General features: G+C 63.8%; 17 protein-coding genes and 2 pseudogenes. 9 read left to right on the top strand and 10 right to left on the bottom strand.

Annotated features, from left to right (window positions below):
• The coding region (locus tag FHT02_RS19885) for an IS110 family RNA-guided transposase (protein ID WP_184091720.1) at positions 1-597 on the top strand (597 nt) is incomplete at its 5' end.
• Between the two features lie 494 nt (positions 598-1,091).
• Here the strand turns inward: FHT02_RS19885 and FHT02_RS19880 are convergent.
• Together FHT02_RS19880 and FHT02_RS19875 are read right to left on the bottom strand one after the other, a co-directional pair.
• Positions 1,092-1,772 (bottom strand): carbonic anhydrase, encoded by a 681-nt coding sequence (locus FHT02_RS19880; protein WP_184091718.1) that lies wholly within the window; start codon positions 1,770-1,772, stop codon positions 1,092-1,094.
• Complete coding sequence (locus FHT02_RS19875; RefSeq protein ID WP_221239601.1) at positions 1,769-3,343, bottom strand: SulP family inorganic anion transporter; 1,575 nt, start codon at positions 3,341-3,343, stop codon at positions 1,769-1,771. The genes FHT02_RS19880 and FHT02_RS19875 overlap by 4 nt, the downstream gene beginning before the upstream one ends.
• 339 nt (positions 3,344-3,682) lie before the next feature.
• On the opposite strand from FHT02_RS19875, the gene FHT02_RS19870 reads away from it, so the two are divergent.
• Positions 3,683-4,192 (top strand): hypothetical protein, encoded by a 510-nt coding sequence (locus tag FHT02_RS19870; RefSeq protein ID WP_184091716.1) that lies wholly within the window; start codon positions 3,683-3,685, stop codon positions 4,190-4,192.
• A 332-nt stretch (positions 4,193-4,524) separates the two neighbouring features.
• Here the strand turns inward: FHT02_RS19870 and FHT02_RS19860 are convergent, their stop codons facing one another.
• Together FHT02_RS19860 and FHT02_RS19855 are read right to left on the bottom strand one after the other, a co-directional pair.
• Positions 4,525-7,527, bottom strand: a complete 3,003-nt coding sequence (locus FHT02_RS19860; protein ID WP_184091725.1) for a TonB-dependent receptor plug domain-containing protein — start codon at positions 7,525-7,527, stop codon at positions 4,525-4,527.
• Positions 7,528-7,667: 140 nt separating this feature from the next.
• Positions 7,668-10,712 carry a glycosyl hydrolase family 28-related protein gene (locus FHT02_RS19855; RefSeq protein ID WP_184091714.1) on the bottom strand — a complete coding sequence of 1,015 codons (3,045 nt, stop codon included), beginning with the start codon at positions 10,710-10,712 and terminating at the stop codon, positions 7,668-7,670.
• A gap of 17 nt (positions 10,713-10,729) precedes the next feature.
• Between FHT02_RS19855 and FHT02_RS19850 the strand changes: the two genes are divergently transcribed.
• Positions 10,730-11,410: a gluconokinase gene (locus tag FHT02_RS19850; RefSeq protein ID WP_343057015.1), complete on the top strand. Its 681-nt coding sequence runs from the start codon at positions 10,730-10,732 to the stop codon at positions 11,408-11,410.
• A 3-nt stretch (positions 11,411-11,413) separates the two neighbouring features.
• Here the strand turns inward: FHT02_RS19850 and FHT02_RS19845 are convergent, their stop codons facing one another.
• From FHT02_RS19845 to FHT02_RS21980, 3 genes and pseudogenes are all read right to left on the bottom strand, one after another.
• Entirely contained in the window at positions 11,414-12,091 is a 678-nt protein-coding gene (locus FHT02_RS19845; RefSeq protein WP_184091712.1) for a FadR/GntR family transcriptional regulator, read from the bottom strand.
• A gap of 25 nt (positions 12,092-12,116) precedes the next feature.
• Positions 12,117-13,124: pseudogene (locus FHT02_RS19840) on the bottom strand (GntT/GntP/DsdX family permease).
• 11 nt (positions 13,125-13,135) lie between these two features.
• Entirely contained in the window at positions 13,136-13,447 is a 312-nt protein-coding gene (locus FHT02_RS21980; RefSeq protein WP_281393326.1) for a GntT/GntP/DsdX family permease, read from the bottom strand.
• 271 nt (positions 13,448-13,718) lie between these two features.
• On the opposite strand from FHT02_RS21980, the gene FHT02_RS19835 reads away from it, so the two are divergent.
• Entirely contained in the window at positions 13,719-13,979 is a 261-nt protein-coding gene (locus tag FHT02_RS19835) for a helix-turn-helix domain-containing protein (protein ID WP_184091710.1), read from the top strand.
• A gap of 99 nt (positions 13,980-14,078) precedes the next feature.
• Positions 14,079-17,075, top strand: coding sequence for a glycosyl hydrolase family 28-related protein (locus FHT02_RS19830; protein WP_184091708.1), 2,997 nt, complete (start codon positions 14,079-14,081; stop codon positions 17,073-17,075).
• Positions 17,076-17,149: 74 nt separating this feature from the next.
• On the opposite strand, the pseudogene FHT02_RS21740 reads toward FHT02_RS19830, so the two are convergent.
• Positions 17,150-17,333: pseudogene (locus FHT02_RS21740) on the bottom strand (IS5/IS1182 family transposase); the annotation flags it as partial.
• Positions 17,334-17,575: 242 nt separating this feature from the next.
• On the opposite strand from FHT02_RS21740, the gene FHT02_RS19825 reads away from it, so the two are divergent.
• Positions 17,576-17,821 (top strand): MipA/OmpV family protein, encoded by a 246-nt coding sequence (locus FHT02_RS19825; RefSeq protein WP_425506465.1) that lies wholly within the window; start codon positions 17,576-17,578, stop codon positions 17,819-17,821.
• Positions 17,822-18,770: 949 nt separating this feature from the next.
• On the opposite strand, the gene FHT02_RS19820 is transcribed toward FHT02_RS19825, so the two are convergent.
• Positions 18,771-19,376 (bottom strand): FMN-dependent NADH-azoreductase, encoded by a 606-nt coding sequence (locus tag FHT02_RS19820; RefSeq protein WP_184091704.1) that lies wholly within the window; start codon positions 19,374-19,376, stop codon positions 18,771-18,773.
• An 89-nt stretch (positions 19,377-19,465) separates the two neighbouring features.
• Between FHT02_RS19820 and FHT02_RS19815 the strand changes: the two genes are divergently transcribed.
• Positions 19,466-19,852: a winged helix-turn-helix transcriptional regulator gene (locus FHT02_RS19815; protein ID WP_184091702.1), complete on the top strand. Its 387-nt coding sequence runs from the start codon at positions 19,466-19,468 to the stop codon at positions 19,850-19,852.
• A gap of 191 nt (positions 19,853-20,043) precedes the next feature.
• Here the strand turns inward: FHT02_RS19815 and FHT02_RS19810 are convergent, their stop codons facing one another.
• On the bottom strand, positions 20,044-20,778 hold the full coding sequence (locus FHT02_RS19810) for an SDR family NAD(P)-dependent oxidoreductase (RefSeq protein WP_184091700.1): 735 nt from the start codon (positions 20,776-20,778) through the stop codon (positions 20,044-20,046).
• An 82-nt stretch (positions 20,779-20,860) separates the two neighbouring features.
• On the opposite strand from FHT02_RS19810, the gene FHT02_RS19805 reads away from it, so the two are divergent.
• Positions 20,861-21,265 (top strand): winged helix-turn-helix transcriptional regulator, encoded by a 405-nt coding sequence (locus FHT02_RS19805; RefSeq protein WP_184091698.1) that lies wholly within the window; start codon positions 20,861-20,863, stop codon positions 21,263-21,265.
• Between the two features lie 343 nt (positions 21,266-21,608).
• Positions 21,609-24,266, top strand: coding sequence for a glycosyl hydrolase 115 family protein (locus tag FHT02_RS19800; RefSeq protein ID WP_184091722.1), 2,658 nt, complete (start codon positions 21,609-21,611; stop codon positions 24,264-24,266).
• Positions 24,267-24,768: the final 502 nt, after the last annotated feature.

The raw sequence follows: 24,768 nt of genomic DNA, 5'->3' as shown, positions 1-24,768 counted from the left end.
CTGCGCAACTTCGGCCTCAAGGTCGGTGTCGTTAGCACGGTCGGCTATGAGGCCCGTGTCCGTCACCTGGTCGAGGGTTTTCCGCGACTGGCCGCAATCGTCGAGCCGTTGCTGACGGTGCGGCGGGTGATGCGCCAGCAGCTGGCCACGCTCCACAAGATGCTGCTCGACACAGTCCGGCACGATCCGGTGTGCCGGCGGTTGATGACGGCACCCGGCGTCGGCCCGGTGGTTGCTCTCACCTATCGAGCTTCGATCGACCAGCCGCAGCGCTTCATCCATTCCAGAGCGGTCGGCGCGCATGTCGGGTTGACGCCGCGGCGCCATCAGTCGGGCGAGATCGACTATGATGGTGGCATCTCCAAGTCCGGCGATACCATGCTGCGAACGATGCTGTACGAAGCGGCGCAGATCCTGATGACCCAGAGCCGGCATTGGTCATGGCTCAAGGCCTGGGGGATGAAGGTCGCACAGCGCCGCGGCATGCGACGTGCCATCGTCGCCGTCGCACGTCGCCTGGCCGTCGTCCTCCATCGCATGTGGACCGACGGCACCGACTTCCGCTGGGGCAGCAAACCCGGCACCGCGGTCGCCTGATACGATCTCAGACAGGAGTTTTCACGGTTCTGCCTCGGCAGGAAGAGGTCCTCACGGGGACGAAGGTGGTGTGAGATCGTAACGTCCGCAGCCCTGTCGCCAGCGGCAAGGGCGTCCAAAAGATTGATCCGCGCTACTTTGTCTTACCCCATCATGGGGCGGCCACGTGCCGACCCCGGAGAGAAGCACGAACCCCGTGTGGCGATCTCAAGCTCGGCAGGAACCCGATATCCAAATTCGTCGTCTACCAAATCCGTCATCACCGGCGCACTCGAAGCGACGGGGACCGGCCTGCGCCAGTTGACTCGGGCCGCGATAGAGAAGTGGACGTTCAGACCGCCCTCCCCGCTCCCCAAAAGCGGACGTCTATTCATCTCGGAACCGCTGGCCGCTGCGCTCCAAACTTCTGCCGCTCAGCTAGCCCACGAGAGTCACGAAAAGCTGGCGTTTGTTCGGCGAACTCTCCAGCTAAGCTCACTTCATGCTGAGTTACGTCACGCGATAGGAGTGTCTGGTGTGGCCTTGATCTCATCGTTGGTGAGCAGCACACGCCTAGGATGTGGGACTGCCTCTAGCCTAGTATCGCGATCGATCTCCATCAACGGCTTGATGCGGCCATCGCGGATGTCGTACACCCAGCCGTGCAACCAGAGATCCTGCTTTTTAGCGAAGGCATTCTGGACCGTGTCGGTGCGCGCGAGATTGACCAGCTGATCGCGAACGTTGAACTCCACGAAACGGTTGGCCTTGGCTTCCGGCGTTGGCTGGTTTCCCAGCTCCTCCCAATGATCGTCCGCGACATTGCGTGCGGTTTGCAGCCATTCGTCGACAGGTCCACTCGTGCCACCATCCATCGCTGCCATGATCCCACCGCAGCCATAATGCCCACAGACGATCAGATGCTTCACGCCGAGTACAGTGACAGCATATTGGAGCACAGACATCAGGTTGAGGTCATTGTGATTGACCAGATTAGCGATGTTCCGATGAAGAAACATGCCGCCTGTCGGCGTCATCGTCATTTGCTCAGGGCTGACGCGACTGTCCGAACAGCCAATCCATAGGAATTCGGGCTTTTGCCCGTTTGTCTGGCGTTCGAAGAAGTCCGGCTTCTCTTCAACCAATTCGATTGCCCAGGCTTGATTGGCGAGCAGGAGTTGCTTGTAGTTCTTCATGCGAACCGGACTTCCGTGGTCGGGGCGTTGATCAGCGGGGCGCTTCGTTCGGCAATGTCGCCGCGAACGGTGACGTTGATGCCGCGATATGCCGCGCCCTTAATATATGCGTTGATGATATCGACGTTGTCGAGATCGACATAGCTGGTGGACGATAGATCTATCAGCAGATTGGCGTCATTGGGAACGCGACCCAGTTCCTTTTGCAGTTCGTACTTGTGGATGAAGTAGAGGTTGCGGCGTGCGCGAATCAGGCAATCCCCGCCATCACAGACGAACGTGATCGCCGAGCGGAAGTTGCGTGCTACCACGAACACGAAGCCGACGGTAAGGCCGATCACGATGCCGATCAGCAGATCAGTAAACAAGATTGCAGCGATCGTTACCACAAATGGCACGAACTGCGTCCAGCCCTGCTTGTAACGATCAGTGAACAGCTTCGGCTTCGTCAGCTTGTAGCCGGTCGCGATCAGCACCGCAGCGAGCGCCGCCAGCGGAATGAGGTTCAGCAGGAGGGGGATGAATGCCACGCTGAGGAGGAGCCAAGCGCCGTGGAGCATGGTGGAGACCTTGCTCTGCGCGCCAGCATCGACGTTTGCTGAGGATCGCACGATAACCGAGGTTATCGGAAGCCCGCCGATCAGGCCCGAGACGATATTACCGCCACCTTGAGCCATCATTTCCCAGTTCTTGGGCGTGGTGCGGCGTTGTGGATCCAATTCGTCGACGGCCTTCACGCTGAGCAGAGATTCCAGGCTCGCGACGATCGCCAGTGTGAGGGCGATGGTCCACACTGCGCTATTGCTGATTTGTGAGAAGTCCGGGGTGGCGAAAAATGAGGTAAACTCAGCGAAGCTCTTGGCGATTGGCACCTGCACGAGGTGCGACGCCTTCAGTTGCCAGTTCGGCTTGATCAGGCCGAACAGTGCATTGCCACCGACGCCGATCAACACCACGACAAGGGGACCTGGCACGAAGCGCAACGGCCCCTCTTTTGGACGAGCCTTGTCCCACCAGAACAGGAATGCGAGGCTGACGAACGCGATCAGTATGGCACCCGGCGACAGGTGCTGACGGACTGCGGTGGCAATGGCGGAGAAAGTGTTGCGTCCATCCGCCTGTGCGAACTCGAAGCTGCCCTCGAAGTCGCCGTCATAGCCTAGCGCATGTGGCACCTGCTTCAGAATCAGGATCAGCCCGATTGCTGCCAACATCCCGGTGATCACCGAAGAAGGGACGAACTCGGCGGCAATGCCTGAGCGTGTGGCGGCGAGTGCGACTTGAATAATACCGGCCAGCATGACCGCTAACAGGAACGCCTCGAAAGATGGCAGACGCTCGATTGCGGCAAACACGATTACCGTCAGTCCTGCAGCCGGCCCGCTCACTGACAAGGAGGATTTTGACAACGCCCCTACGACGATGCCGCCCACGATCCCCGCGATTACACCGGAGAATAGCGGGGCGCCCGATGCAAGGGCAACGCCCAGACATAGCGGCAGGGCGACAAGAAAGACGACGATCGATGCAGGAAAATCAGCTCGCAACGTCTTTGCAATTGGCAGCGACAAAGTTGGACCTCAAGTCAGTGCCGCGGCCGGATCGGCGGGCTGATATTTTCCTCTAGGCGTCTTTCTTCTATAACGCTCCGCTTATTGCGGCAGCAATGAATCGTTACACGACATGTGACGGGCCTGTGCAACGTCGCTCTGACCTGTGTTGCCGTTCCGAAGAGGCGCTCGCCGCCGACTTCGCCCCTGCCCTGACCAAGGTCGCGGATCTCGAAGGGTTGCTTACACCTCAGCATCCAGACGCGGATGGCGAGCTTCAGCGCTGGGCCAGAGGTTTTATCTACGGCGCGTCTACGGACACACTTTGACTCCTCAAGGGCATCAACAGCGGCGACGACCATGGCCAAGGCCATCCCCCACATGCCGGCGAGCTATCTAACTGCACTCGAGCCCGCGGCCCGCGAATGGGCGACCAAGGCGCAGGCCTCGCTTAAGGAGAATCCCTTTGGTGTGCCTATCACCACGGGCGGCTGGGCAGGCAGCGGCGCCGTGCTGAACTTCGGCCTCACTGCCTATGCCCTGCACCAGGCGTTTCCCAATCTGGTCGACACCGCACCCGTCACCCGCGCGCTCGACTTCCTGCACGGGCACCACCCGGCATCGGACCGCTCGTTCGTCTCGGGCGTGGGCGCGGTGTCGAAGGAAGTCGCCTATGGCAGTAACCGCGCCGACTTCTCCTTCATTCCTGGAGGGGTCGTACCCGGCGTCCTGCTGCTCAAGCCCGACTACCCGGAAACCCGCGACGACTGGCCGTTCTTCTGGGGCGAGAACGAATATGTCGTGCCCGAAGGCGCCATGTACATCTCGCTCGCCAATGCCGGCGCGCGGCTCGCACAGGGTGGGAAATAGCCCCGGCAGACCCGCAACAGCTTCAACAAAAGCAAGCGTTAACAACAGGAGAGGTCGAAAGGCGAACAGAATGAACCAGCGAGCGACGGGCCGCCCGCAGCTTCCTCGGGCGGCGTGCTGCCCTGATTGGCGCACTCGCCTGGGCCCTGTCGGCCTCTCGCCTCAGATCGCCGATGCCCGAGCAATGAGGCCTGAGCCTAGGCTCTCGACCACCGGCTCCAGAAGCCACAACACCGCCACTGCCCGCCTCCGGCTCGCTCCACCTACGACCGAAAATGGCGGCGGGGACGACAATGCACTTACTAGCTACCTGACCAAGCGGCGGGGGCAGCTCAGAATCGCACGCGGAAGCCGGCGCGGTAGGTGCGGCCCAGCGTATCGTACAGCGCTGGGTTCACGTCCAGACCGGTGTTGGTCTGGGGCGCCGGCGCCGGATCATGGTCGAGCAGATTGTCGATCTTGAAGAAGAACGCGCCCTGCTCGCCGACATTGATCGAGCCGCCCAGGTCCAAATAGAAGGCGCCCTTCATCCGATTATAGTCGATGGTGGGGTTGTTCCCGGTCGAGGTAGGGCAGGTTCCGACCGAGCAGACCACATACTGGTTGCCGAAGGTCCCGTCGGAGAACCAGCGTTCCTGAAGCGTCAGGCTGAACGCGTCGTCGCTGTAGGTCTGGATGCCCAGCACCTTCCAGTTGGGCGTGTTGCCGTTGTTCGCGCCCGCCTGGTCGACCACCGAGACCCCGGGTATGCCGGCATCAACCAGGAATTCGCGGACATGCGTCGCCAGCGCTCGGATGGTGAAGGTGCCCGGCATGCCCATCGGCTTCTTCCACTGGTAGCTCGCCTCGACATCGAAGCCGCTGGTCTTCCACGAGGCCAGGTTGAACGGCTGGACGTTCACGAAATTGCCGCCCTGGATCGGGCTGTTCAGCTCAAAGCCGCCACAGAATGCCTGGTTGCCTTCGAAGCAGAAGCGCACGATCTGGTCAGGCGACAATGTTGAGACAACGCCGTCGAGCTTGATTGAGTAATAGTCGAAGGACAGGCTCAGCCCGGGCAGCCAGGATGGATTGGCATAGACCGCGCCGATTTCGGTATTGCGCGCGATTTCAGGCTGAAGGTCCGGGTTGCCGATCGTGTTCTGGAACACCTGCACCGCGACGTTGCGGAACGGATCGCCGAAGTTGGGCAGCGTCGTGACCGTGGGTGCAGCGAACAGTTCGGACAGGTTGGGCGCACGCACGTCGCGAGAGGTGACTGCGCGCAGGCGGAAGCCGTCCAGCGGCGTGTCCCAGGTGCCGCCGACCTTCCATGCCCATACCGTGCCCGAGGTGCTGTAATCCGTCACGCGCGCGGCGCCGTTCAGGTTGGCGCGGCCGATCGCACTGCTGTTAAACAAGGGCAGGTTGAGCTCGGCGAAGCCTTCATAGACATGGTAGCTGCCGCGGCCGTTCTTGTAGTTGCCCGCTGCCCAGTTGCTGCCCAGCGTAGAGTTGAGCAGCGGGTCGGCGGGATATTCGGGGCTGTTCGGACTAAGGCCGGTCACGCCCGCGCCATAGGGATCGCCATTCACACGGTAGAATTCGCTGCGATATTCACCGCCAAAGGCGAGCGACAGCGGCCCTGCCCACAGGTTGAACAGGTCGCCCGACACGTTCACGCTGGCGACTTCCTGGGTCAGCTTGGTGTGCTGGAACGGCCCGTTTTCCGGAGTCACATAAGCGAGTGCCGCGGCCGAAGGCGCGAAGCCGCCAAAGATGTTGATCGGCTGGCATCCCGCCGCGCGCGCTGCGGGATCGGCGCAGACAATCGCGCCGTTCAGCGTGACTGCATTGGTCGCCGCGACATAGCGGTTCTGAAGCACGATATCGTCGACATTGATGTCGGAGATGGTGGTGCCATGTTGATAATAGGCGTCATAGTTCCACTCGGACCCGATCAGGCCGAACCTGCCCTTCGCGCCCGCCACGAAGCGGTACTGGCGGCGGTCGGTCGACACCTTGGGATCGGGGAAGGCAGCGTTGCTGGTCCCGAAGCTGAAGGAAGTGATCCCGGCGACGGCGCAGCGGTCGCGGATCGACTGCGGCAGGAAGGGATTGGCGCATTGTACGGTCAGGCTGGGACGGCCATAGCCGGGGCTCGGCTGGTTGTTGCTGGTGACCTGGGCGATGTTGACGGTGACATAGACTTCGTTGTTCTCGGCAAAGTCGAAGCCGAGCCGGCCAGAGCCGTTGATCCGCTCCAGTTCCGACTTGAGCGATGCGCCCGAGCCGGGCGCGCCCGAAAGGTCGCCGCCGACGCAGAAGCTGTTGCCGGGGAAGCAGTTGGACACGCGGCCATTGCCGAGCGGCTGGCCGTTGGAGCCATAGTTGAAGGCATAGGGCACGCCGTTGACGTCGAACGCAGTGCCCTGGAGCGGGCCGTTGTTGATCAGGCCATAGCGCGAATATTGGTAGGGCTGGGCAAAATCGCGGTAGAGGAACTGCGGCGAGCCGTTGTTGGTGATGCCGGTGTTGACTAGCGTGGTCGCCCGATACCAGTCGCGGCTGCCGGCGAGATCGGTGCCGAAGTCGCCCGGGCCGACGCCGCCTTCATGCGAATATTCGCCGCTGACGATGACCCGCAGGCGATTGTCGAGCAGCGCGCCGCCATAGGCCGCCTGCACCAGCGCCTGCCCGTCATCGCCATAATGCGTGACGCCGCCCTGCACATTGGCCTTGAACCCGGTGAAGCGGGTGTCGGTGATGAAGTTGACCACGCCGCCGACCGCGTCCGAGCCGTAGGAGGCCGACGCGCCGCCGGTGACCACGTCGACGCGCTTCACCAGCAGCTGCGGGAACATGCTGATGTCGGGAACGCCGGTCACGTTGGCGCCGACGACGCGCTGGCCGTCCAGCAGGGTGAGGGTGCGGATGGGACCGAGACCGCGCAGCGAGAAGGAGCTGAGCCCCTGCGTGCCGCTGGAGGTGCTGAAGGTGCCGGTGCTGGCGCCGGTGGAGCCTTGCAGCGCGGGCAATTGCGCGACGGTGTTGAAGATGTTGGGCTGTGCGTTGGCGGCGATTTGTTCCTCGCCGATCACCGTGGTCGGCGTGGGCGCGGTGAACCCGCTGGAGATGATCCGCGTGCCGGTGACGACCACTTCGCCCGGCCCGGACTGCGTATCCTCGATCAGCGTGTCCTGTCCGGTCAGCGGAACCGAGGGGCTGGTCTGGTCCTCGGCCGGCGCGGGCGCCTCTTGCGCGAAGGCAGGCGCGGCGGATGCCAGGGCAGTCGCCAACACAAAGGTACTGGTAGCGGTAACAAATCGGCGCGGCTGGTGACGGCGAACGCGCATGACCTTGTTCATCCCTGCATCCTCTCTGGCAATGACCTCCCGCCGTTCCCGGCGCGGAGGCCACCGATTGTTTCTTTAGAGTTACTGTAACGGATGCAGGGTCGTGCAGCATCTACGACCAAAGTCGCAGGATACTGGTGTCAGGGGCGCGCGGAGAACAGCGCCTTGTGCGTGAGGATGAACAGCGTGCGGCCATCGGGCCCTCCGAACAGCAGCTGGAGCGGGCGTTGCGGCACGTCGATGCGGCCCTGTTCCTGCCCGTCGGCGCCGTAGACGAAAATTTGTCCATTGGCGACATAGACTCGCCCGTCCGGCCCCATCGCGACGCCTTCGCCGCCACGCGACGCGAACGGCTTGAGGTCGGTCACTGCGCCCCCTGCGCCCAGCAGCCCGCTATAGGTGCGGTCTTCCGAGCCATTTGCGATGTAGATGCGCGATCCGACCTTGCCGGTGACAAAGCCATAGGTGTCGAGCGTGTCGGAGAAGCGCCAGCCGATATGATCCGCCGGCCGCTGCTGCCAGACGCGGAAGGCGGGCAGGATCAGGCTGCCGTCGGGCGAGCGATATTCCTGCGCCTTCGGCACCGCCATGTCGCGGGCGAACATCTCCTCCAGCGTGACGAACTGGTCGCGCGCAGGATCATATTGGTCGCGGAACTCGCCATTGTTCCAGAAGCTGGCGGGCAGTGCCACGCTGGCCGCCGCCCGGTTCGCCGTAGGCGTGATCACCCGCACATCCTGCGGCTTGGAGGGATCGATGCCGTACACGGTCGTGGCGGCGCCCGCCGAGGATAGCACCATCAGATTGCCGGAGCGGTCCACCGCCAGATTGACCGGGTCGAGCGGCGCATCGGCAACGATCGACAGGCCTTCCTTCTCCGACCAGCCATGGATGCGGTGGAAATAGCGGTCGATGAAGTAGAGCTTGCCCGCCGAGTCCACCGCGCCGCCGCCCAGCGAATAGAACCCCTCCGACAGCATCTTAACCGGTGTGAGCGAAGCCGTCGGCGCAGGCGCAGGCGCGTCGTTGACGTCCAGCACCGCGAATTCGCGCTCGCGCACTTGCGTGCCCCGCGTCACATCGGTGATCGCATTTTCATAGGGATATTTGCTGGCGCGCAGATAGGTGCCGCAGCCATTGGCGTCGCACGTCGCGAAGCCGCTTTCGGCATTCACATGGACGTTGCGGAAGCGGATGTTGGTCGACCCGTAGAGCAGCACCGCCGAGGGTGCCGGCTGAAGCGAGCGCGTCACGCGATAGGCGTGGAGATTGGCGAACAGGATGTCGCGCGAATTGCGCACCTCCAGCGCGACCGCGTCGCGGCTCTCGCCGGCTTCCTCCTCGGTCTGGGGCGCCAGGAACTCCCAGTTGCGCACGCCATCCAGCACGATCTCGGCCCGGCGGTGATGCTCGGCCGACATCTGGTACACATAGCCCGGCGTGCTGGTGTTGGTGACGTAGAGCCCCGCCTGGGAATAGGTGTTCGGCGTCCAGAGCTGGTTGAACGTGCCGCCGCCGCCATCGGTGACCCACAGGCTGGCATATTGGCCGTCCCAGCGCTTGACCGGATCCTGGTCCGCAGTGTGATTGGCATTGTACGGATCGAAGCGGCTGCCATCGGCCAGGAACGTGCCGTGCCCGCCCTGGAACTTGACGTCGTCAACCAGCGAGCGCTCGCCGGCGCGCCACAGCAACGCGGTTGCGCGCGGATTGCTGCCGCCGGTGAAGAGGCCCAGCCCCGAGACGATCGCCGCGCCGCCCTTGGCGCTTTCGATCATCGCGCGCGGGCTGCCGAAGCCGCGATAGGCCGGGCTATCCTCGGCAAGGACGATCTGAGTCATGCTGGGGTGCAGGCCGATCAGCACGGTGTCGGCGCGCAGCTTGAGCGTGTCGGACACCTTGTAGAAGCCCGCCGGGAAGTAGAGCACCCTGCGGCTGTCGATCGCGCGCTGGATCGTGGCGGTGTCGTCGGCGGCATTGTCGCCCTTTACGCCCAGATCGCGGACATTGGTCCATTGCGACACCGGCGGCAGCGCGCGGATGGCCGGGGCGCGGCGCCGGTCCTTGCCCGACAGCGGCGCTGCGTCGGTCTTCGTCGCGAAGGTGCCGGTGGCGCCGAGCGAGGGCACGTGCAGGCCATAAGTGAACTCGCGGACGCGGTAGCGGGCAGCGGGGCCGGTGACGGTGCGGCCGCTGTCGCGGAAGCGCGCGAACACCGGCGTGCCGGTGGACACGGCATTGTCGAAGCCGACCTGGGTATAGGCATTGCCTTCGTTGCTGATGATGACGCCGGCGCGGGCGACATTTTCGAACCGCACATCCTTGCCCCACAACCAGTCGCCATAGCCGCGGTCGATCTCGATCCCGACGGGCACGTTGCGGAACACGGTGTTGACCAGCGTCAGCCCGGCCTCATGCTCGCGGATCGCGGCGTCGCGTTGTCCCTCGAACGTGGAATCGAGCAGGGTGTACTGCCAGGCCGGCGACGTCTTTTCGGCCAGAATGCCATAGCGGCCGCCGAAGAAGCGCAGGTCCTGGCCGATATTGCCGACCTGATAGACGCCGGCCAGCGCCGAGCCGAGATTGAAGTCCATATGGCTGAGAAAGGTGTGCTGCGCGGTGTGCGAGCGCACTGCGGTCGCCGCGGGATTGCCCTCGCCGATCTGGAAATCGACATTGGTCATCGCCGAATAGAAGGTGCCCGAATTGGCGTCGCCGATATTCGGGTTGAACGGCACGCTGGTGGGTGGCGGGACGGGAACAGGACGGGCGCTTACCGAAGCATCGGGCTTGTTGCCGGTGAAGAAGATCATGCTGCCGACACCGCGCTGGAAGCCGGGGGTGTTGGGGGCGAGCACGAACACCGGACGCTTGCGGCCGACGCCGAACAGGCGGACGCCCGGCCACATATAGATGGTGCGGCTGATCCGGTAGCGCCCTTCCGGCAGGAACACGATGCCGCCGCCGCCCTTTGCGGCCACCGCGTCGATCGCCTGCTGGATCGCGGCCGAAGCGTCGGCCACGCCGTCGCGCGGGGCCGACACGGTGACCGCACGGGGATCGGCGGGCGCCGTGGCATAAACGGAGGTCGATCCCGACGCGGCCAGCGCCGGCGTGGCGACTCCGGCCAGCAGCAGCGATGCGACGGCAAGAAAGCTCGGCCGGGCGCCCGAAATGGCAATCATGATCGTTCGTCCTCGCAATGGCACCAGCCTATGCCCGATACAAGCTGCCATCCCGGGCGGCGACTGCGACGAAGGTCGTAATGGTCAAGCCGGGCTCGACACGGGATACCCGGCCAGTTCCGGCCAACTGGCTGATTGAAAGCGGGGCGGCGGTGCGACAGCTTCAGGAAAAAACCGACAGGACGCATGCCATTGTCCTGATGGGTGTGAGCGGTAGCGGCAAGTCAACGCTGTCAGGGTATCTCGCCGAGCTGCTCGGCTGTCCGGTGCTGGAGGGCGACGCGTTCCACTCCGCCGCCAATGTGGCCAAGATGACGGCAGGGCATCCGCTCACCGATGAAGACCGCTGGCCGTGGCTCGGCGCACTTGGCAACGCTATCGGCACGGCCGCGATGGGGCATGGCCGGGCCGTAGCCGCCTGTTCGGCGCTGAAGCGCAGCTATCGCGAGCGGCTTTGCGCCGCATCGTGCGTGCCGCTCTATTTTGTGCTGCTCGACACCGACCGCGCGGAGATTGCGCGCAGGCTGGCCAACCGTCCGGGGCATTATATGCCGCCGAGCCTTCTCAACAGCCAGTTGGCGACGCTGGAGCGTCCGGGCGTGGACGAGTGCGCGCTGACATTGGACGCGACGCGGGCTCCTGCCCTGTTGTCGGCCGATGTGCTGGGCTGGGTGCAGTCGGTTATCGCGCCAGCCTGAGCGTCACGGCATCAGGCGCTTGCGGCCCTGCGACAAGTGCCAGCGCATCGCCAGCGCCGCGCCATCGGCGTCGCGGGCGCGGATTGCTTCGACGATGGCATCATGTTCTTCCATCATCGCGCCGATCACTTCGGGCGGACGCGAGCGCGAGATTTCGACCCCGGCGCGCAGGATTTGCATCACGGCATCGTGGAGATGGTCGAACACCGGCAGGAATGCGGCATTGCCCGTCGCCTCGAAGATCGCGCGGTGCAGCAGCCAATCCTCGTCATGCGCCGGCTCGTTGGAGAGCAACGCGCGGCGTAGGGCCGAGAGCGCCCGCTCGATGGCGTCGAGCTGTTGATGCGAGCGGCGTTGGGCCGCCAGCCGTGCAGCCTCCGCCTCCAGCACGAAGCGGACTTCGTAGGTGCCGAGCGTCGAAGCCAGCGCGTCCATCGCAACATGGGTGCCCAACCGTTCCGAGGGGCGGCGCTTCACATAGGAACCGGCCCCTAGCCGCGCTTCGGTGACGCCGTCCGAGGCGAGCCGGGCCAGTGCTTCGCGCACGATGGTGCGGGACATGCCGAACATTTGCGCCAGCCGCGCTTCGGACGGAAGCCGATCGCCGCTGACCAGCCCGTCATCGTTGATGATCCGCACGATCGCCGCATACGCGCGATCCGCCAGGCGACCCTCGCTCAACAATATTCTCCACGCTGCCCCCCGGTCAGAGCACATAGGACAACGCCATCACGAGCGCGAGGCCGACGACCGAGATTGCCGTTTCCAGCAGCGACCAGGTGCGGAACGTGTCCGCCGTGCTGGTGCCGACATAGCTCTTCACCAGCCAGAAAGCGGGATCGTTGACATGGCTGAAGAACACCGATCCTGCGCCAATCGCCAGCACCACCAGTTCGGGTGACACGCCCGAGCTGGCGACCACACCCGGCATCACGCCGACCGCACCGATCGTTGGGACGGTCGCTGAGCCGACGGCAAGCCGGATGCTGACCGCGACCAGTCAGCCGAGCAGCAGCGGCGAGATTGCGTGCATCAGCGCCAGGCGCGCGAGCAGGTCGGACAAGCCGGCGGTTACCAGCACCTGCTTCAACGCGCCGCCCGCGCCAATGACGAGCAGGATGGTGCCCGCCGCCTCCATGGTCTCGTGCCAGACCGCATACTGGGTCTTCGCGTCGCGCAGGCGCCGCCCGAACAAGACCGGCAGGGCGAGCAGGTTGGTCACGAGCAGCGCGACGACGGGATTGCTGGCGGCGACCAGCGCTGGCGCGCCGCGCCATTCCGGCACCATCTGCCCCAGCTCGCCGGCAGCGATCAGCAGCACCGGCAGCAGCACAATCAGGAGCGATAAGGCGCGCGACGGCGTGACGATCGCCAAGCGGTGATCGTGGAGCGCGGGGGGCGTCAACCGCACGCCACGCGTGGTGAAACGCGCCAGCAGCGGTCCGGCGACGATCGCGGTCGGCATGGCGATGAGGGTGCCGTAGGGCATGGTCTTGCCCAGGTGGGCGCCAGCGCCTCTATGGCGAGCAGCGGGCCAGGATGGGGCGGCACCAGCGCATGCACCACGCCCAGGCCGGCAAGCGGGCATGATTAACCGCAGCTTGGCCGCGTCGCGAGTCGCGGGATCCGGATTGGCCATCTCCTCTGCTGCGGCGATCACGATCGGCGGCAGCAACACCATTCCGGTTTCGAAGAACAGGGGCAAGCCTATCACGATCGCGATTTTCAGCGTCGCCCAAGGCGCGGCGCGTATGCCGGTGACTGCAATGCCGCCTTTGCCAGTGACGCCGCAGCACCGGAGAGATGCAGCATCAGGCCGAGCGCGACCACCAGACCAGTACCGCCGATGATGTCGCCGACGCCCTTCTGCACGGCCTTTGCAGTATCCTGCAGCGGCAGCCCGGCAAGCAGGCCGACGGCGAACGCGCCGCACAGCAGAGCGATGAACGGGTGGAGCCGGCCGCGCACGATCATCGCGACCGCGAGCAGGATGCCGACCAGTGCGGCGCCGACGAGGCGGATGGCACCGCCGGTCAACGAACGGTCCCTTCAGCGCACCCGAAAAGCTTTTGCGCCTCCGCCAGCGAGCCTCTCCCTGTTGATGGGGGCGCGCTCGGCAGCCCGGCCGATCTGTACGACAGCTTTCTTTAGAGGAGCAACGGAAAAGGCTTGATTAAAGGCAAAGTGGAAGCTCATACTTCAAACCTGTCCAACCGAATCTGCAAAGATGGATGCGGTGGATGGCACCCTCGCTTGGTGCGAACGCCGCGGCGAGGAAGGGCCATGAGCCGATCAGGAGAGGATGACGATGACAAGGATCGCCCAAGATCTGAGCAAATCGGGTGCCCACGCTGCGACGCCGCCGACACTCCCGCGACTCACCCCCACTCAGATCAAGGTATTGCGCGGTGTCCGCTCGGGCCAACTCAACAAGCAGATCGCCTACGATCTTGGGATCGCGGAGACCACGGTGAAGGCGCACATGACCGCGTTGATGCGCAAGCTGAACGTGCGCAACCGCACCCAGGTCGCGATCGCCGCCGAAGCGCTGAGTTTCCGCGCCGCCTGACGCCCGTCTGCCGGCGCGAGCACGTGCTACGACCTTTGTCGTGCATGCCGCGGCGCGCGCGGGCCGATACAAGAACACAAAACAGCGGGGAGTGGACATATGAAGGCGAAGTGGCTGCTTGGCGCGGCGATGATCATGGCGCCCCTGCCGGTGCTTGCGCAATCCTCCGTGTATCGCAGCGCGCCCAACGACCCCCGCGCGATCACCGTTCGCGGCGTCGGCGATGGAGTCGCCGACGATAGCGCTGCGATCCAGCAGGCGATCGATGCGGCGGCGAAGAGCGGCCATGGCGGCGTCGTCTTCCTGCCCTCGGGCCGCTATCGGATCAGCCGGACGATCTTTGTGCGGTCGGCAGTGCGCGTGTTCGGCATTGGCCCCACCCGGCCCGAGATCCTGCTGGCCGACAACAGCACCGGCTTTGGTTCGGGCGTCGCGGCGATGGTCAGCTTCACCGGGGAAGACCAGTACCGCGTGGGCAAGGCGCCGGTGCCGCCGCCCACCAGCGTCCCCTTCGATCCCACCATCTTCGATGCGACGTCGAGCACCTTCTACTCGGCGCTTTCCAATGTGAATTTCCGGATAGGCGCGGGCAATGCCGGCGCGGTCGCGGTGCGGTTCCGCGTCGCGCAGCATGGCTATCTGCGGCATGTCGACTTTCACACCGGCTCGGGGCTGGCCGGCGTCTATCAGGCCGGCAACGAGTTCGAGGATCTGCGCTTCTTCGGCGGGCGCTATGGCATCCTGTCGGAAAAGACGTCGCCGGCCTGGCAGTTCACGCTGATCGATTCCGAGTTCCAGGGCCAGCGCGACGCGGCGATCCGCGAGCATGAAGTGGACCTGACGCTGGTCAACGTGTCGATCAAGGACACGCCGATCGGGATCGAAATCGACCGCGGTTATTCGGACTCGCTGTTCGGCAAGCAGGTGCGGTTCGAGAATGTGCCGAACGCAGCCGTGCTGGTCTCCGAAGAAAACAGCGTCTTCACCCAGGTCGGCTTTGCCGATGCGGTGGCGGTCAACACGCCGACCTTTGCGCGCTTCCGCGACAGCGGGAAGACAGTCGCGGGATCGGGTGCGCGCTACCAGGTCAAGGACTTCTCCTACGGGCTGAAGCTGCCGGGGCTGGGCACGATAGGCGACTATGCGACCGACGTGGAGATGGCGTCGCTAAGCCGTGCGCCGGCACGGCCGGCACCGAAGATCCGCGCGCTGCCGCCGGTTTCGCAATGGACCAATGTCCGCGACCTGGGCGTAAAGGGTGACGACACCACCGACGATACCGCCGCGCTCCAGCGGGCGATCGACACGCACCGCGTGCTGTATTTCCCGATGGGCCGCTACCGCGTGACCGACACACTGAAGCTGCGGCCCGACAGCGTGCTGATCTCGCTTCACCCCAGCCTCACGCACATCTATCTGCGCGACGAAACGCCTGCCTATATGGGCGTGGGCGGCCCCAAGGCGCTGATCCAAAGCGCGAAGGGCGGCAACGCCATCGTGCACGGCCTGGGGCTGTGGACCGGCGGCGTGAACCCGCGCGCGACCGCGCTGCTGTGGCGTGCGGGCGAAGCGTCGGAAGTCAACGACGTGAAGATCCAGGGCGGCGGCGGCACGGTGCTGACCGCAGGCAGCCCGATCCGCTATGGCGACCCGCGCGCACGCTATGACGGGCAATATCCCAGCATCTGGGTGACCGATGGTGGCGGCGGCACTTTCGCGGCCTTGTGGTCGCCCAACACGCTGTCGTCAGCCGGTTTCTACGTGTCGGACACCAAGACGCCGGGCCATGTGTACCAGCTGTCGGCCGAGCATCATTACCGCGCCGAGATCGTGCTCAAGAACGTCGAGAACTGGGAGTTCCTGGCACCGCAAACCGAGCAGGAGGTGCAGGACGGCGTCAACGCGGTGTCCACCGAGTTCCACAATTCCCGCAACATCCTGTTCGCCAACTATCATGGCTATCGCGTCACGCGATCGATCAAGCCAATGGACGCAGCGGTGAAGCTCTATAATTCGGGCGAAATCCGCTTCCGCAATGTGCATGTGAACGCCGAAAGCGGCTTTGCGAGCTGCGACGCAAAGGGTTGTGGCACCTATCTGCGCGCCAGCAAATTCCCGTTCGAGAATTCGATCAAGGACATGACGCGCCAGCAGGAGGTCCGTGAGCGCGAGTTCGCGCGGCTTGATCTGCCACCCGCACCCACCGTCGCGGCGACCCAGCCGACGATCCCGGTGTCGCCGGGCGTGGAGAAGCTGGCCGACGGCTTCTACTCGATCGCCGGCGGGGCGGTGGATGCCAATGGCAAACTCTACTTCGTCGACCGCTTCTTCCAGCGCATCCATGGCTGGTCGAAACCCGAGGGACTGTCGATCGTCGCCGACGCGCCACTTGACGCAGTGAACCTGGCGGTGGACCGTTCGGGCGACCTGATGGTGCTCTCCTCGGCAGGGCGCGACGGCACTGTCTTCAGCATCGACCCGGAAAAGCCCGACGATGTCCGCGTGATCGCGCCGACCGCGACGCGCCCCCGCAAGGGGGCCGCGACGCTGCTGCCGGTGAATGTCTGGGCCAATGGCGAGTTCGCCGACCGGATCGACCCCAAGACCTACATCTTTCCGTCGATCTCCGAGTTCTTCACCTCAAAGCTCGGCGAAGCCAAGCCGAAGGAATATGTCTCGCCCGACGGCTCGCTGGTGCTTCCGGCCTTCCGGGTGTGGAACCAGGGACCGGACGACCATCGCGGCTGGCGCTGGTCGGACACCCTCGACGCCCATGGGCTGGTAGCAACCGATTTGAACGGTCGGGTCGTGCTGACCAACCCGTCGGAAAACCGGACTTATAGCGGCGTGGTCGGCGATGGTGGGCGGGTGACCGACTTGAAGGTCGTCGCCGATCGCGGCGGCGAGAGCGTCGCGCGCGACGCAGCCGGCAACCTGTATGTCGCGAACGGTCAAGTGTTTGTTTATGGCGCGGAAGGACGGCTGCTACGCCGGATCGACGTGCCCGAGCGTCCTCTCCAGCTCGTGATCGGAGGAGCGGATCGGCGCACGCTGTTCATCCTCACGCATCGTGCGCTGTATGGAATTGCGATCTAAGGCGGGTCGGCCGCGCGCTAGGGCCGGATCAGGTGCCGGTGCGGGTAGCGCTTATCTGTAACGATGCAGCGCTCGGGGAGATTGGCTAAAAGGTGCTCCGCCGCGCGGCAGTCCGCCGCCTCCCAAGGCGTCAGGTGAAAAGCGAGCGGTCGTCCGTATCGGTCGGTGACGGCTTGGTGTTGCGACCGCCTCGGCTGCTGCCGATCGCCTGCGCGTGCCCCCCCTTTTGCCGCCTGCCGCCGAGCGATGCGCCTTTACGTGCCCGTGCCTGGTTATGATGCCAACAAGTCACCGAGGGCGTCGGCAAATGCGGCACCAGTATCGGTGGCCGCGGCTTCGTTTCGGGACTGTCGGTGGTATCGTAGGGACGCTAGCTGTCACGCTCCATTCAGCGGGGATGCTAAGGGCATGTTCGTGGAGGGGGAAATCAGCTAGCCGGTGCGCCTCATCGACCGGCTCCTCGTCGTTCCCGGCCTTCGCGCCACCTGGGCGGATAAGAGATTCTGACCAGCTATTTCGGGGTGAACGCCGAGCAGGCTGCGGCTTCTGGCCTTCCCCAGTACAAGCCGTCGAGCGGCTTTCAGGACGTAGGCGCCACTCTGGCGATCAAATATCGTCTCACGGATCACATCAGCTTTGTCGGCTCCGCCCTCATGACGCAGAACCTTGATCGCGTCATGGACAGCCCGTTCACCGAACGCAAATGGCAGCCGGCCAGCATCCTGGGCGTGGCCTACACCTTCTGACAGGAGCGCCAGAACGGAGTGCCGTTTGGCGCCATGAAGACGGTCGTGCGCCGTATTCGGGGAGCACTTGCCCGCAGATCGTCGCATCGCCGGCTGCTCTTGGCGCGCCCTAAGGCACTCTCGTTCTGGCCAGTAACGCTCTGGTTGATTGGCTTGCTCATTCTCATCAGCTTCGGGGTCTTCGCGGCAGAGGAAGCGGATCCAGGCCTGCTAGGGTTGATGAGCAGCTGCATGACTTTCCTCGTAGCGGCCTTGATCTGGTCGTCGCTCAGCTCAGGACGCCGATAGCCCGCCCGGCGATCGCCGCGCACGCTCATCCGACAGCCAAGACAGAGGCATGCTCACCCCCCACGATCCACGCCATCTGCAAATCAGGAAGGCCGCCCCGGCTCTACCTGCTGATTGTATTCGAGCCCAAGTGAAGCAGATAGGCGATGTCTCACGCGTGCTTGCAGCTTAAAAGGCGCGTTCGGACCTTCGATTACCGAGTCGGTGCCGTCAACGCCTAGCTGGACCAGCAATGTTCCCGAAAAGGAATGTGGAATTGGACATTCGGGGCGGGGAACTACGCCGCCTCCGATACAGCCGTTTCCCGGCACCTGTTTCCGATTGGCTTTCCCGAAATTGGCAGGCGGTGACGGAGAGACGGCAAAGCGGGTGCGCCGCGAAAGTGCTACAGACCGTGTGAACTGGCTAAGTTTCGCGACAACTATGACCGCGCGGGTGATCGAAAAGCGATCGCTAGGCTGTCGCAAATGTCCGTTGGGAACAAGACGCGGTTTCCATGCACATTTGCGACAGCGAGTGGTGAGGTCCTTGATGATACAAAACCGATCATTCGCATTGGACTCCCTGCCATCCAGAACCGGCCGTTTGTTCAGGTTCCGACGTCCCAATCAGGTGGCCAGCCACGGCTCGGTCTCCGTGACTGGCTCCGCTGGCGGCCGGGTCAGGCGGCGATCGCCTCGATTTCCTGAGCGGCGCTCGCCATCGCGGCTTGATCCTGCTCCGGTCCGTAAGCGATGCCTTCCGCTCGGATCACCTCAACGTCCAGGACGCCGAGAAAGTTAAAGATCGCCTTGAGGTAGGTCGACAGATGATCGTACGCGGCAAACGGTCCTTGCGAGTAAATCCCGCCTGATGAGAGGACGAGATAAACCTTGCCGCTCAGCAAACCGCGTGGCCCCTCGGCCGTGTAGCTGAAGGTCTGCCCGGCGATCGCTACATGGTCGACCCACGCCTTCAACGTCGAGGGCACCGTAAAGTTGTACATGGGCGAGCCGACCACCACCACGTCCGCCGCCTTGAGCTCGTCAACCAAAGCCTTGGATCGGCTCATGGTCTCGCCCAGTTTGGTGTCGCCGGTGTTCTCGGTCGTCCAGGCATGCCGGATCGTCATGTCCACGTGGGGAAGCTGGTTGGCGACAAGATCGCGGTACACGATTGTCGCACCGGGATTGGCGGTTTTGAGTCGCTCAACGAGTTCGCTAGAGAGGCGGCGTGTATGCGAGGCAACTCTGTCGCTCGCACTGGCATCAATGTGCAGGATGTTCATAGGTCAGCTCCGGTCTAGAAAAGTGACCTAGACCAGCTATGTGACCTTAAGCGCCCCGCCAAGAAGGCATTTTTGCAGGACCTAGTCACATGGAGCTGACCACCCCCGAGCCGATTCACGTCGAATGCAAACGCTTTAGCGGTGTTCTCAGCCTGATCGGCGACAAGTGGACCGTGATGATTGTGCTGACGCTCACGCAGCGGCCACGGCGCTTCAACGACATCAAGCGCACGATCGGCGGAATTAGCCAACAGATGCTCGCCCGAACGCTGCGTGCGCTTGAACGCGATGGCATGGTGGCCCGCACCGTCTACCCAACCGTGCCGCCTCAGGTGGAGTACGCCCTTACCGCCCTTGGCCGCTCATTAGCCGATCCGATCCGCGAACTCGGATACTGGGCCGGCGCACACATCGCGGAAATAGAGAGCAACCGGTCGGCTTTTGACGTGGCGAGAGACAGGCAACAGCCCGCCTGAATCCGGAAGGACCGAGCCTTGGCAGCATTGCTACAACCGGCGAGACGACCCAAAAGTGGTGGTTCAGACCGCCCCGCTTACTCACCGGCTCCGGATATTCGTTCACGTCGATCCGTCGCTTCAGGCAAGCAGGACAAGCCGCGCAGACCCCTCTCAAGGCCAGCGGGCTTATCGCCCGCCGGCCGAATTCCTCAGATTTGCGCCAGGCCCCCATCGGCGAACAGCTCGCTACCCGTCATGAAGCTGCTGTCCGGCGACGCGAGGAACGCGGCAGCCGCGGCGACTTCGGAAGGGTCGCCAACATGTCCGATCGGCGTGGTAGCTCCCATCTCGATCATCGCGTCGCGACCGACAACCTCGGCCGCGAGTTCGGTCAGGGTTGGTCCGGGCGATAGAACGTTGACGCGAATACCGGTACCGCGCAGGTCCTGCGCCCAGCTGCGTGCGAGATTGCGGACAGCGGCCTTCGATGCGCTGTAGATGCTGAACGCAGGCGTTCCCATGACGCCGGTGGTCGAGCCGGTGAGGATCACGGAACCACCCTCGCCCATCAGCTTCAAGCCTTTCTGCACCGTGAAAATCGTGCCTTTCACATTGATGTCGAAGGTTTCGTCATAATGGTCGGGGGTGATGTCGGTGAGCGGCACCAGCGCTCCGGTGCCCGCGTTCGCGAACAGGATGTCCAGCTTGCCACGCTCCTGCTTAACCGTGTCGAACAGGCGGTCTAGATCTCCGCTATTGGCGACCGATCCTGCCACCGCTCGGGCATTCACGCCGAGGGTGGCAACTGCCGCATCCAGCTTCTCCTGCCTCCGGCCAAAGATGTAGACGAACGCACCCTCCTCAATGAAACGCCTTGCCGAGGCCAGGCCGATGCCCGTGCCGCCTCCGGTGATGATCGCAGTCTTGCCTTCCAGTCGGTTCATACGTGCCTCCAGTAATTGGTTGCACGCAGCTGGCCCTCAACCTACCAAGCCACAAGTATGCACCTTTAGGTAAGTACCAGAAATGTCCCATCTGCGCCAAGCCAGCACCGCCACTCCCACTTCAGTCGCTCCCGGCTTTACATGCGGTCTCGACGCGACGCTCAAGATCATCTCAGGCAAGTGGAAGCCGCTCATCCTGTACTTCCTGCTGCGCGGGCCGACACGCTATGGCGAACTCAAGCGCGCCGTGCGCGACGTCAGCGATAAGGTGCTGATCCAGCATTTGAGGGAACTGGAAGCCGACGGCGTATTGCGCAGAAACGACTACAAGGAGGTGCCGCCACGCGTCGACTACACGCTGACGCAGCTCGGCCAGAGCCTTGCCCAGGCACTTGAGCCCTTATGCACGTGGGGAACCGAGAACATGGCTGAGATGCAGAAGATTTTCGCTGAGCGCGATAGCTGGCTTCGCGAGAAGCAAGCCTAGCTGCGCTTGGCGAACAAACGATCGCCAGGCTTCCCACACTCGGCCATTCAGATTACCCCCGGTCCCCAAAAGCGGACTCTCGTTCATATCGACCTTGCGCCAGTTTTAGGCGCGCCTGATCAGTCGCCTGGACGTCCTCAAGTGGGTGGAGAGCGGGACGAGCAAGTGCTCTGCGATAGCGGACGCAGTGAGAGCGGCATGGACCGGTCGGTGCACATCCCTCCCCCCGCGCGATGCTGCCACCCAAAGCGGGGGCCGTCGTGTGGCGGAAGCCAAGACAGGGTGACCTGAGAGGATCGACCGTCTACGGTAAGATCGAGAATAGAGGTTGGATCGAGTGATCATGCAATCTAGCCGCAGGACGCTCCTGACCACTGCCACGCTCGCCGGCGTGGCGGCATCAACGCCCGTTCCGACCGCCGCCGAAGCGGCACCGCTGCGGAAAGGGCGCCAGGGTCGGACCTTTGGCATTGTAGCCAATGGTCGGCCGGCCGGTGTCCTGATCGATGCGGGAGCAGACAGCGCCGTAAGGCATGCCGCGAGCAGCTTCGCGGCCGACCTCGAACGGGTTAGTGGACAGGCGGCCGCGCGTCCGACCAGCCCCGAAGAAGCGAGCGGCCCGCTCGTCATTATCGGTGTACTTGGCGGGAGCGCGATCATAGACCGTCTAGTCGCAGATGGCCGGCTCGACGCGTCCGACCTTAAGGGCGATTGGGAAGCCTATCGGCAAGTTGTGGTTGATCGGCCTATGCCGGGCGTGCCTCGCGCTTTGGTGATCGTCGGCTCCGACCGCCGTGGCGCCGTGTTCGGCACCTATGACATATCCGAGCGGATCGGCGTGTCACCTTGGCACTGGTTTGCAGACGTGCCTGTTGCCCGCCGCCGCAGCGTCTTCCTTCCCGCGGAACCACGCCGCGACCAGCCCAAGGTCCGGTACCGAGGCTTCTTCATCAACGATGAGGCGCCCGCATTCAGCAACTGGGTGATCGAGAAGTTCGGCGGCGCCAATTCGAAGATGTATGCCCACGTCTTCGAGCTGCTGCTCCGGATGAAGGGCAATTACCTGTGGCCGGCGATGTGGGCGCCCCGGGCGTTCAACGACGACGATCCGCAGAACAAGGTGTTGGCCGACGCCATGGGGGTCGTCATGGGCACGTCGCACCACGAGCCGCTGACGCGCGCACAGGACGAGTGGCATCGCAACACCGCCGGTGGGGTAACCGGGGGCAAGTGGGATTATAGGACGAACCCGGACAACTTGCGTCGCTTCTGGCGCGGCGGCGTCGAGCGCATGATGTCCAAGGGCGACGGCCGCGGCTATGAAACCCTGCTGACCGTAGGCATGCGTGGCGACGGCGACGAAGCCATGGCAGAGGGCACTGCCACCGAGCTCCTGGAGACGATCGTTGCGGATCAGCGCCGCATCATCGCCCAGGTCACCGGCCGCCCGGCGGAGCAGACGCCGCAGATGTGGGCGCTCTACAAGGAGGTCCAGGACTATTACGACCACGGCATGAAGGTGCCGGACGATGTGACCCTGCTCTTCTCCGACGACAATTGGGGGCAGATCCGGCGGCTTCCGCCCGCCGGCGCCCCGCCACGCAAGGGCGGCTACGGCGTGTACTACCACTTCGACTACGTCGGGGCCCCTCGCAACTACAAGTGGATCAACACCAATCAGATCGGGAAGGTCTGGCAGCAAATGGACCTCGCCTACCAGCGGGGCGCTCGCAACATCTGGATCGTGAACGTGGGCGACATCAAGCCCCTGGAGTTCCCCTTGAGCTTCTTCATGCGGCAGGCCTGGGATCCCGAGGCGATGACCCCGGCGGCGCTGGCGGCCTACCCCGAAGACTGGGCGACAGGGGTGTTCGGCCCCGAACACGCCAAGCGCATAGGCGAGATGCTAACGACTTATAGCCGCTATGCCGCACGCCGAAAGCCGGAGCTCATCGACCAAGACAGCTTCTCGCTTGGTGCGAGCGCCGGCCACGGGCCGCTCGACGGTGGCGAGTTCGGAGCCATGGTGGCGGAATGGGATGCGCTCGAGGCTCGGATGGCGGACGTGCGCGGACGGCTACGGCCCGAGCAGCGCGATGCCTATTATCAGCTCGTTGAGCATCCGATCTCGGCGCTCGCCAACCTCTATCGGCTTTACTACGCCGCCGCGTGGAACAAGCGCCTCGCGTCGAGCAACGACCCAAGAGCGAACGCTTTTGCTGATCAGGTAGAGTCGACCTTCCGGCGCGACCAGGAGCTGACCGACCGCTATCACTCGATAAGGGGCGGCAAATGGAAGGGGATGATGGCCCAGGTACACATGAATTATGTGATCTGGAACGACCCGGTCCGGCAAAGCATGCCCAGCATCACGCGGGTGGGCGGCGACGTGCCCGAGGAGGAGCGCAACCGCGCGGCAAGGTTTGTCCCACGGGCAGCATCGCCGGCGAGCGTCATCGCCTTCGAAGCGACCGCGTTCAGTAGGAAGCACGATGCCAAGGGACTGGCTTGGACAGCGATCCCGAACCTGGGCCGCACCCGCGGCGCCTTGGTGGCGTTGCCGCAAGGCAGAGGCCCTACCACGGTAGCAGACCAGGTAAGCGTCGGGTACGACGTCCTCGTGCATGAGCCGGGCGCGGCTCGTCTCGCCCTGTACTTGGCGCCGACGCTGGACACGGTTGGGAAGGGCGGCGTTCGGATAGGTGTGTCGGTGGATAACAGCGCTGTCCAGATACTCGCCTCAAATTTGGAAGCAACCGGCGGGGCGCAGGACACACCTGGCAAAGTTCAGTGGGCAGATGCCGTACGGAACAACGCCGTCGTGGTGTCAGCCAGCCTGGGCGAACTGACCCGAGGCAGGCATATAATCAAGATCTGGCGCCTAGATGATAATGCCGTGCCGCAGAAGCTGGTGGTCAGTACGGCGATTGTGCCGGAATCCTATCTTGGTCCCGAACCAGCCGAAAATGGCTCTAAATGGTCGCGGCGACGGGGTAGCTGAATGACCCAAATGCGGACATTCACGACGCGGTCACCATCTCCTGAAACCCGCCGCTCATTCATGTTCTGATCCAGCTCGAATCGGCTGCAGGTGACAGTGAATACATCCTTGTGGGGAAAGGTCGGCGGTCGCCAGTTACCGTTGGTCCTGACCACCTCCACTACAACTTACGAGATCGCCGCTGGCGTTGAGGCCGCGGTGGTCTCCCCCATGCGCCAATGAGTTGCGGGTTGTCTCCTGGTCCGCGCCGTATGTTCAAGAGCGCCGCCAGTCCGATTGCGGAGGTTGCCGCTCCGGCAAGTGCCACCGCAGGATAGCCAAGCCCTGCGGCGATAACGCCGCTGCCGAGCGCCGCGCCGAACGCGTTGCCGAGATTAAACGCGCCGATGTTGACCGCCGAGGCGAGGTTATACCAGCTTGCGTTGAGGTTGACTCACGAAGGAGATTCCCAAGGCGGTGAAAGTCTGAATCATTGGCGTCCTGCATCAGGAGGACGCGATGA

It is taken from the genome of Sphingomonas xinjiangensis, from assembly GCF_014199255.1.
Taxonomy (GTDB): domain Bacteria; phylum Pseudomonadota; class Alphaproteobacteria; order Sphingomonadales; family Sphingomonadaceae; genus Sphingomonas; species Sphingomonas xinjiangensis.
This window is presented reverse-complemented; position numbering and strand designations above follow the sequence as displayed.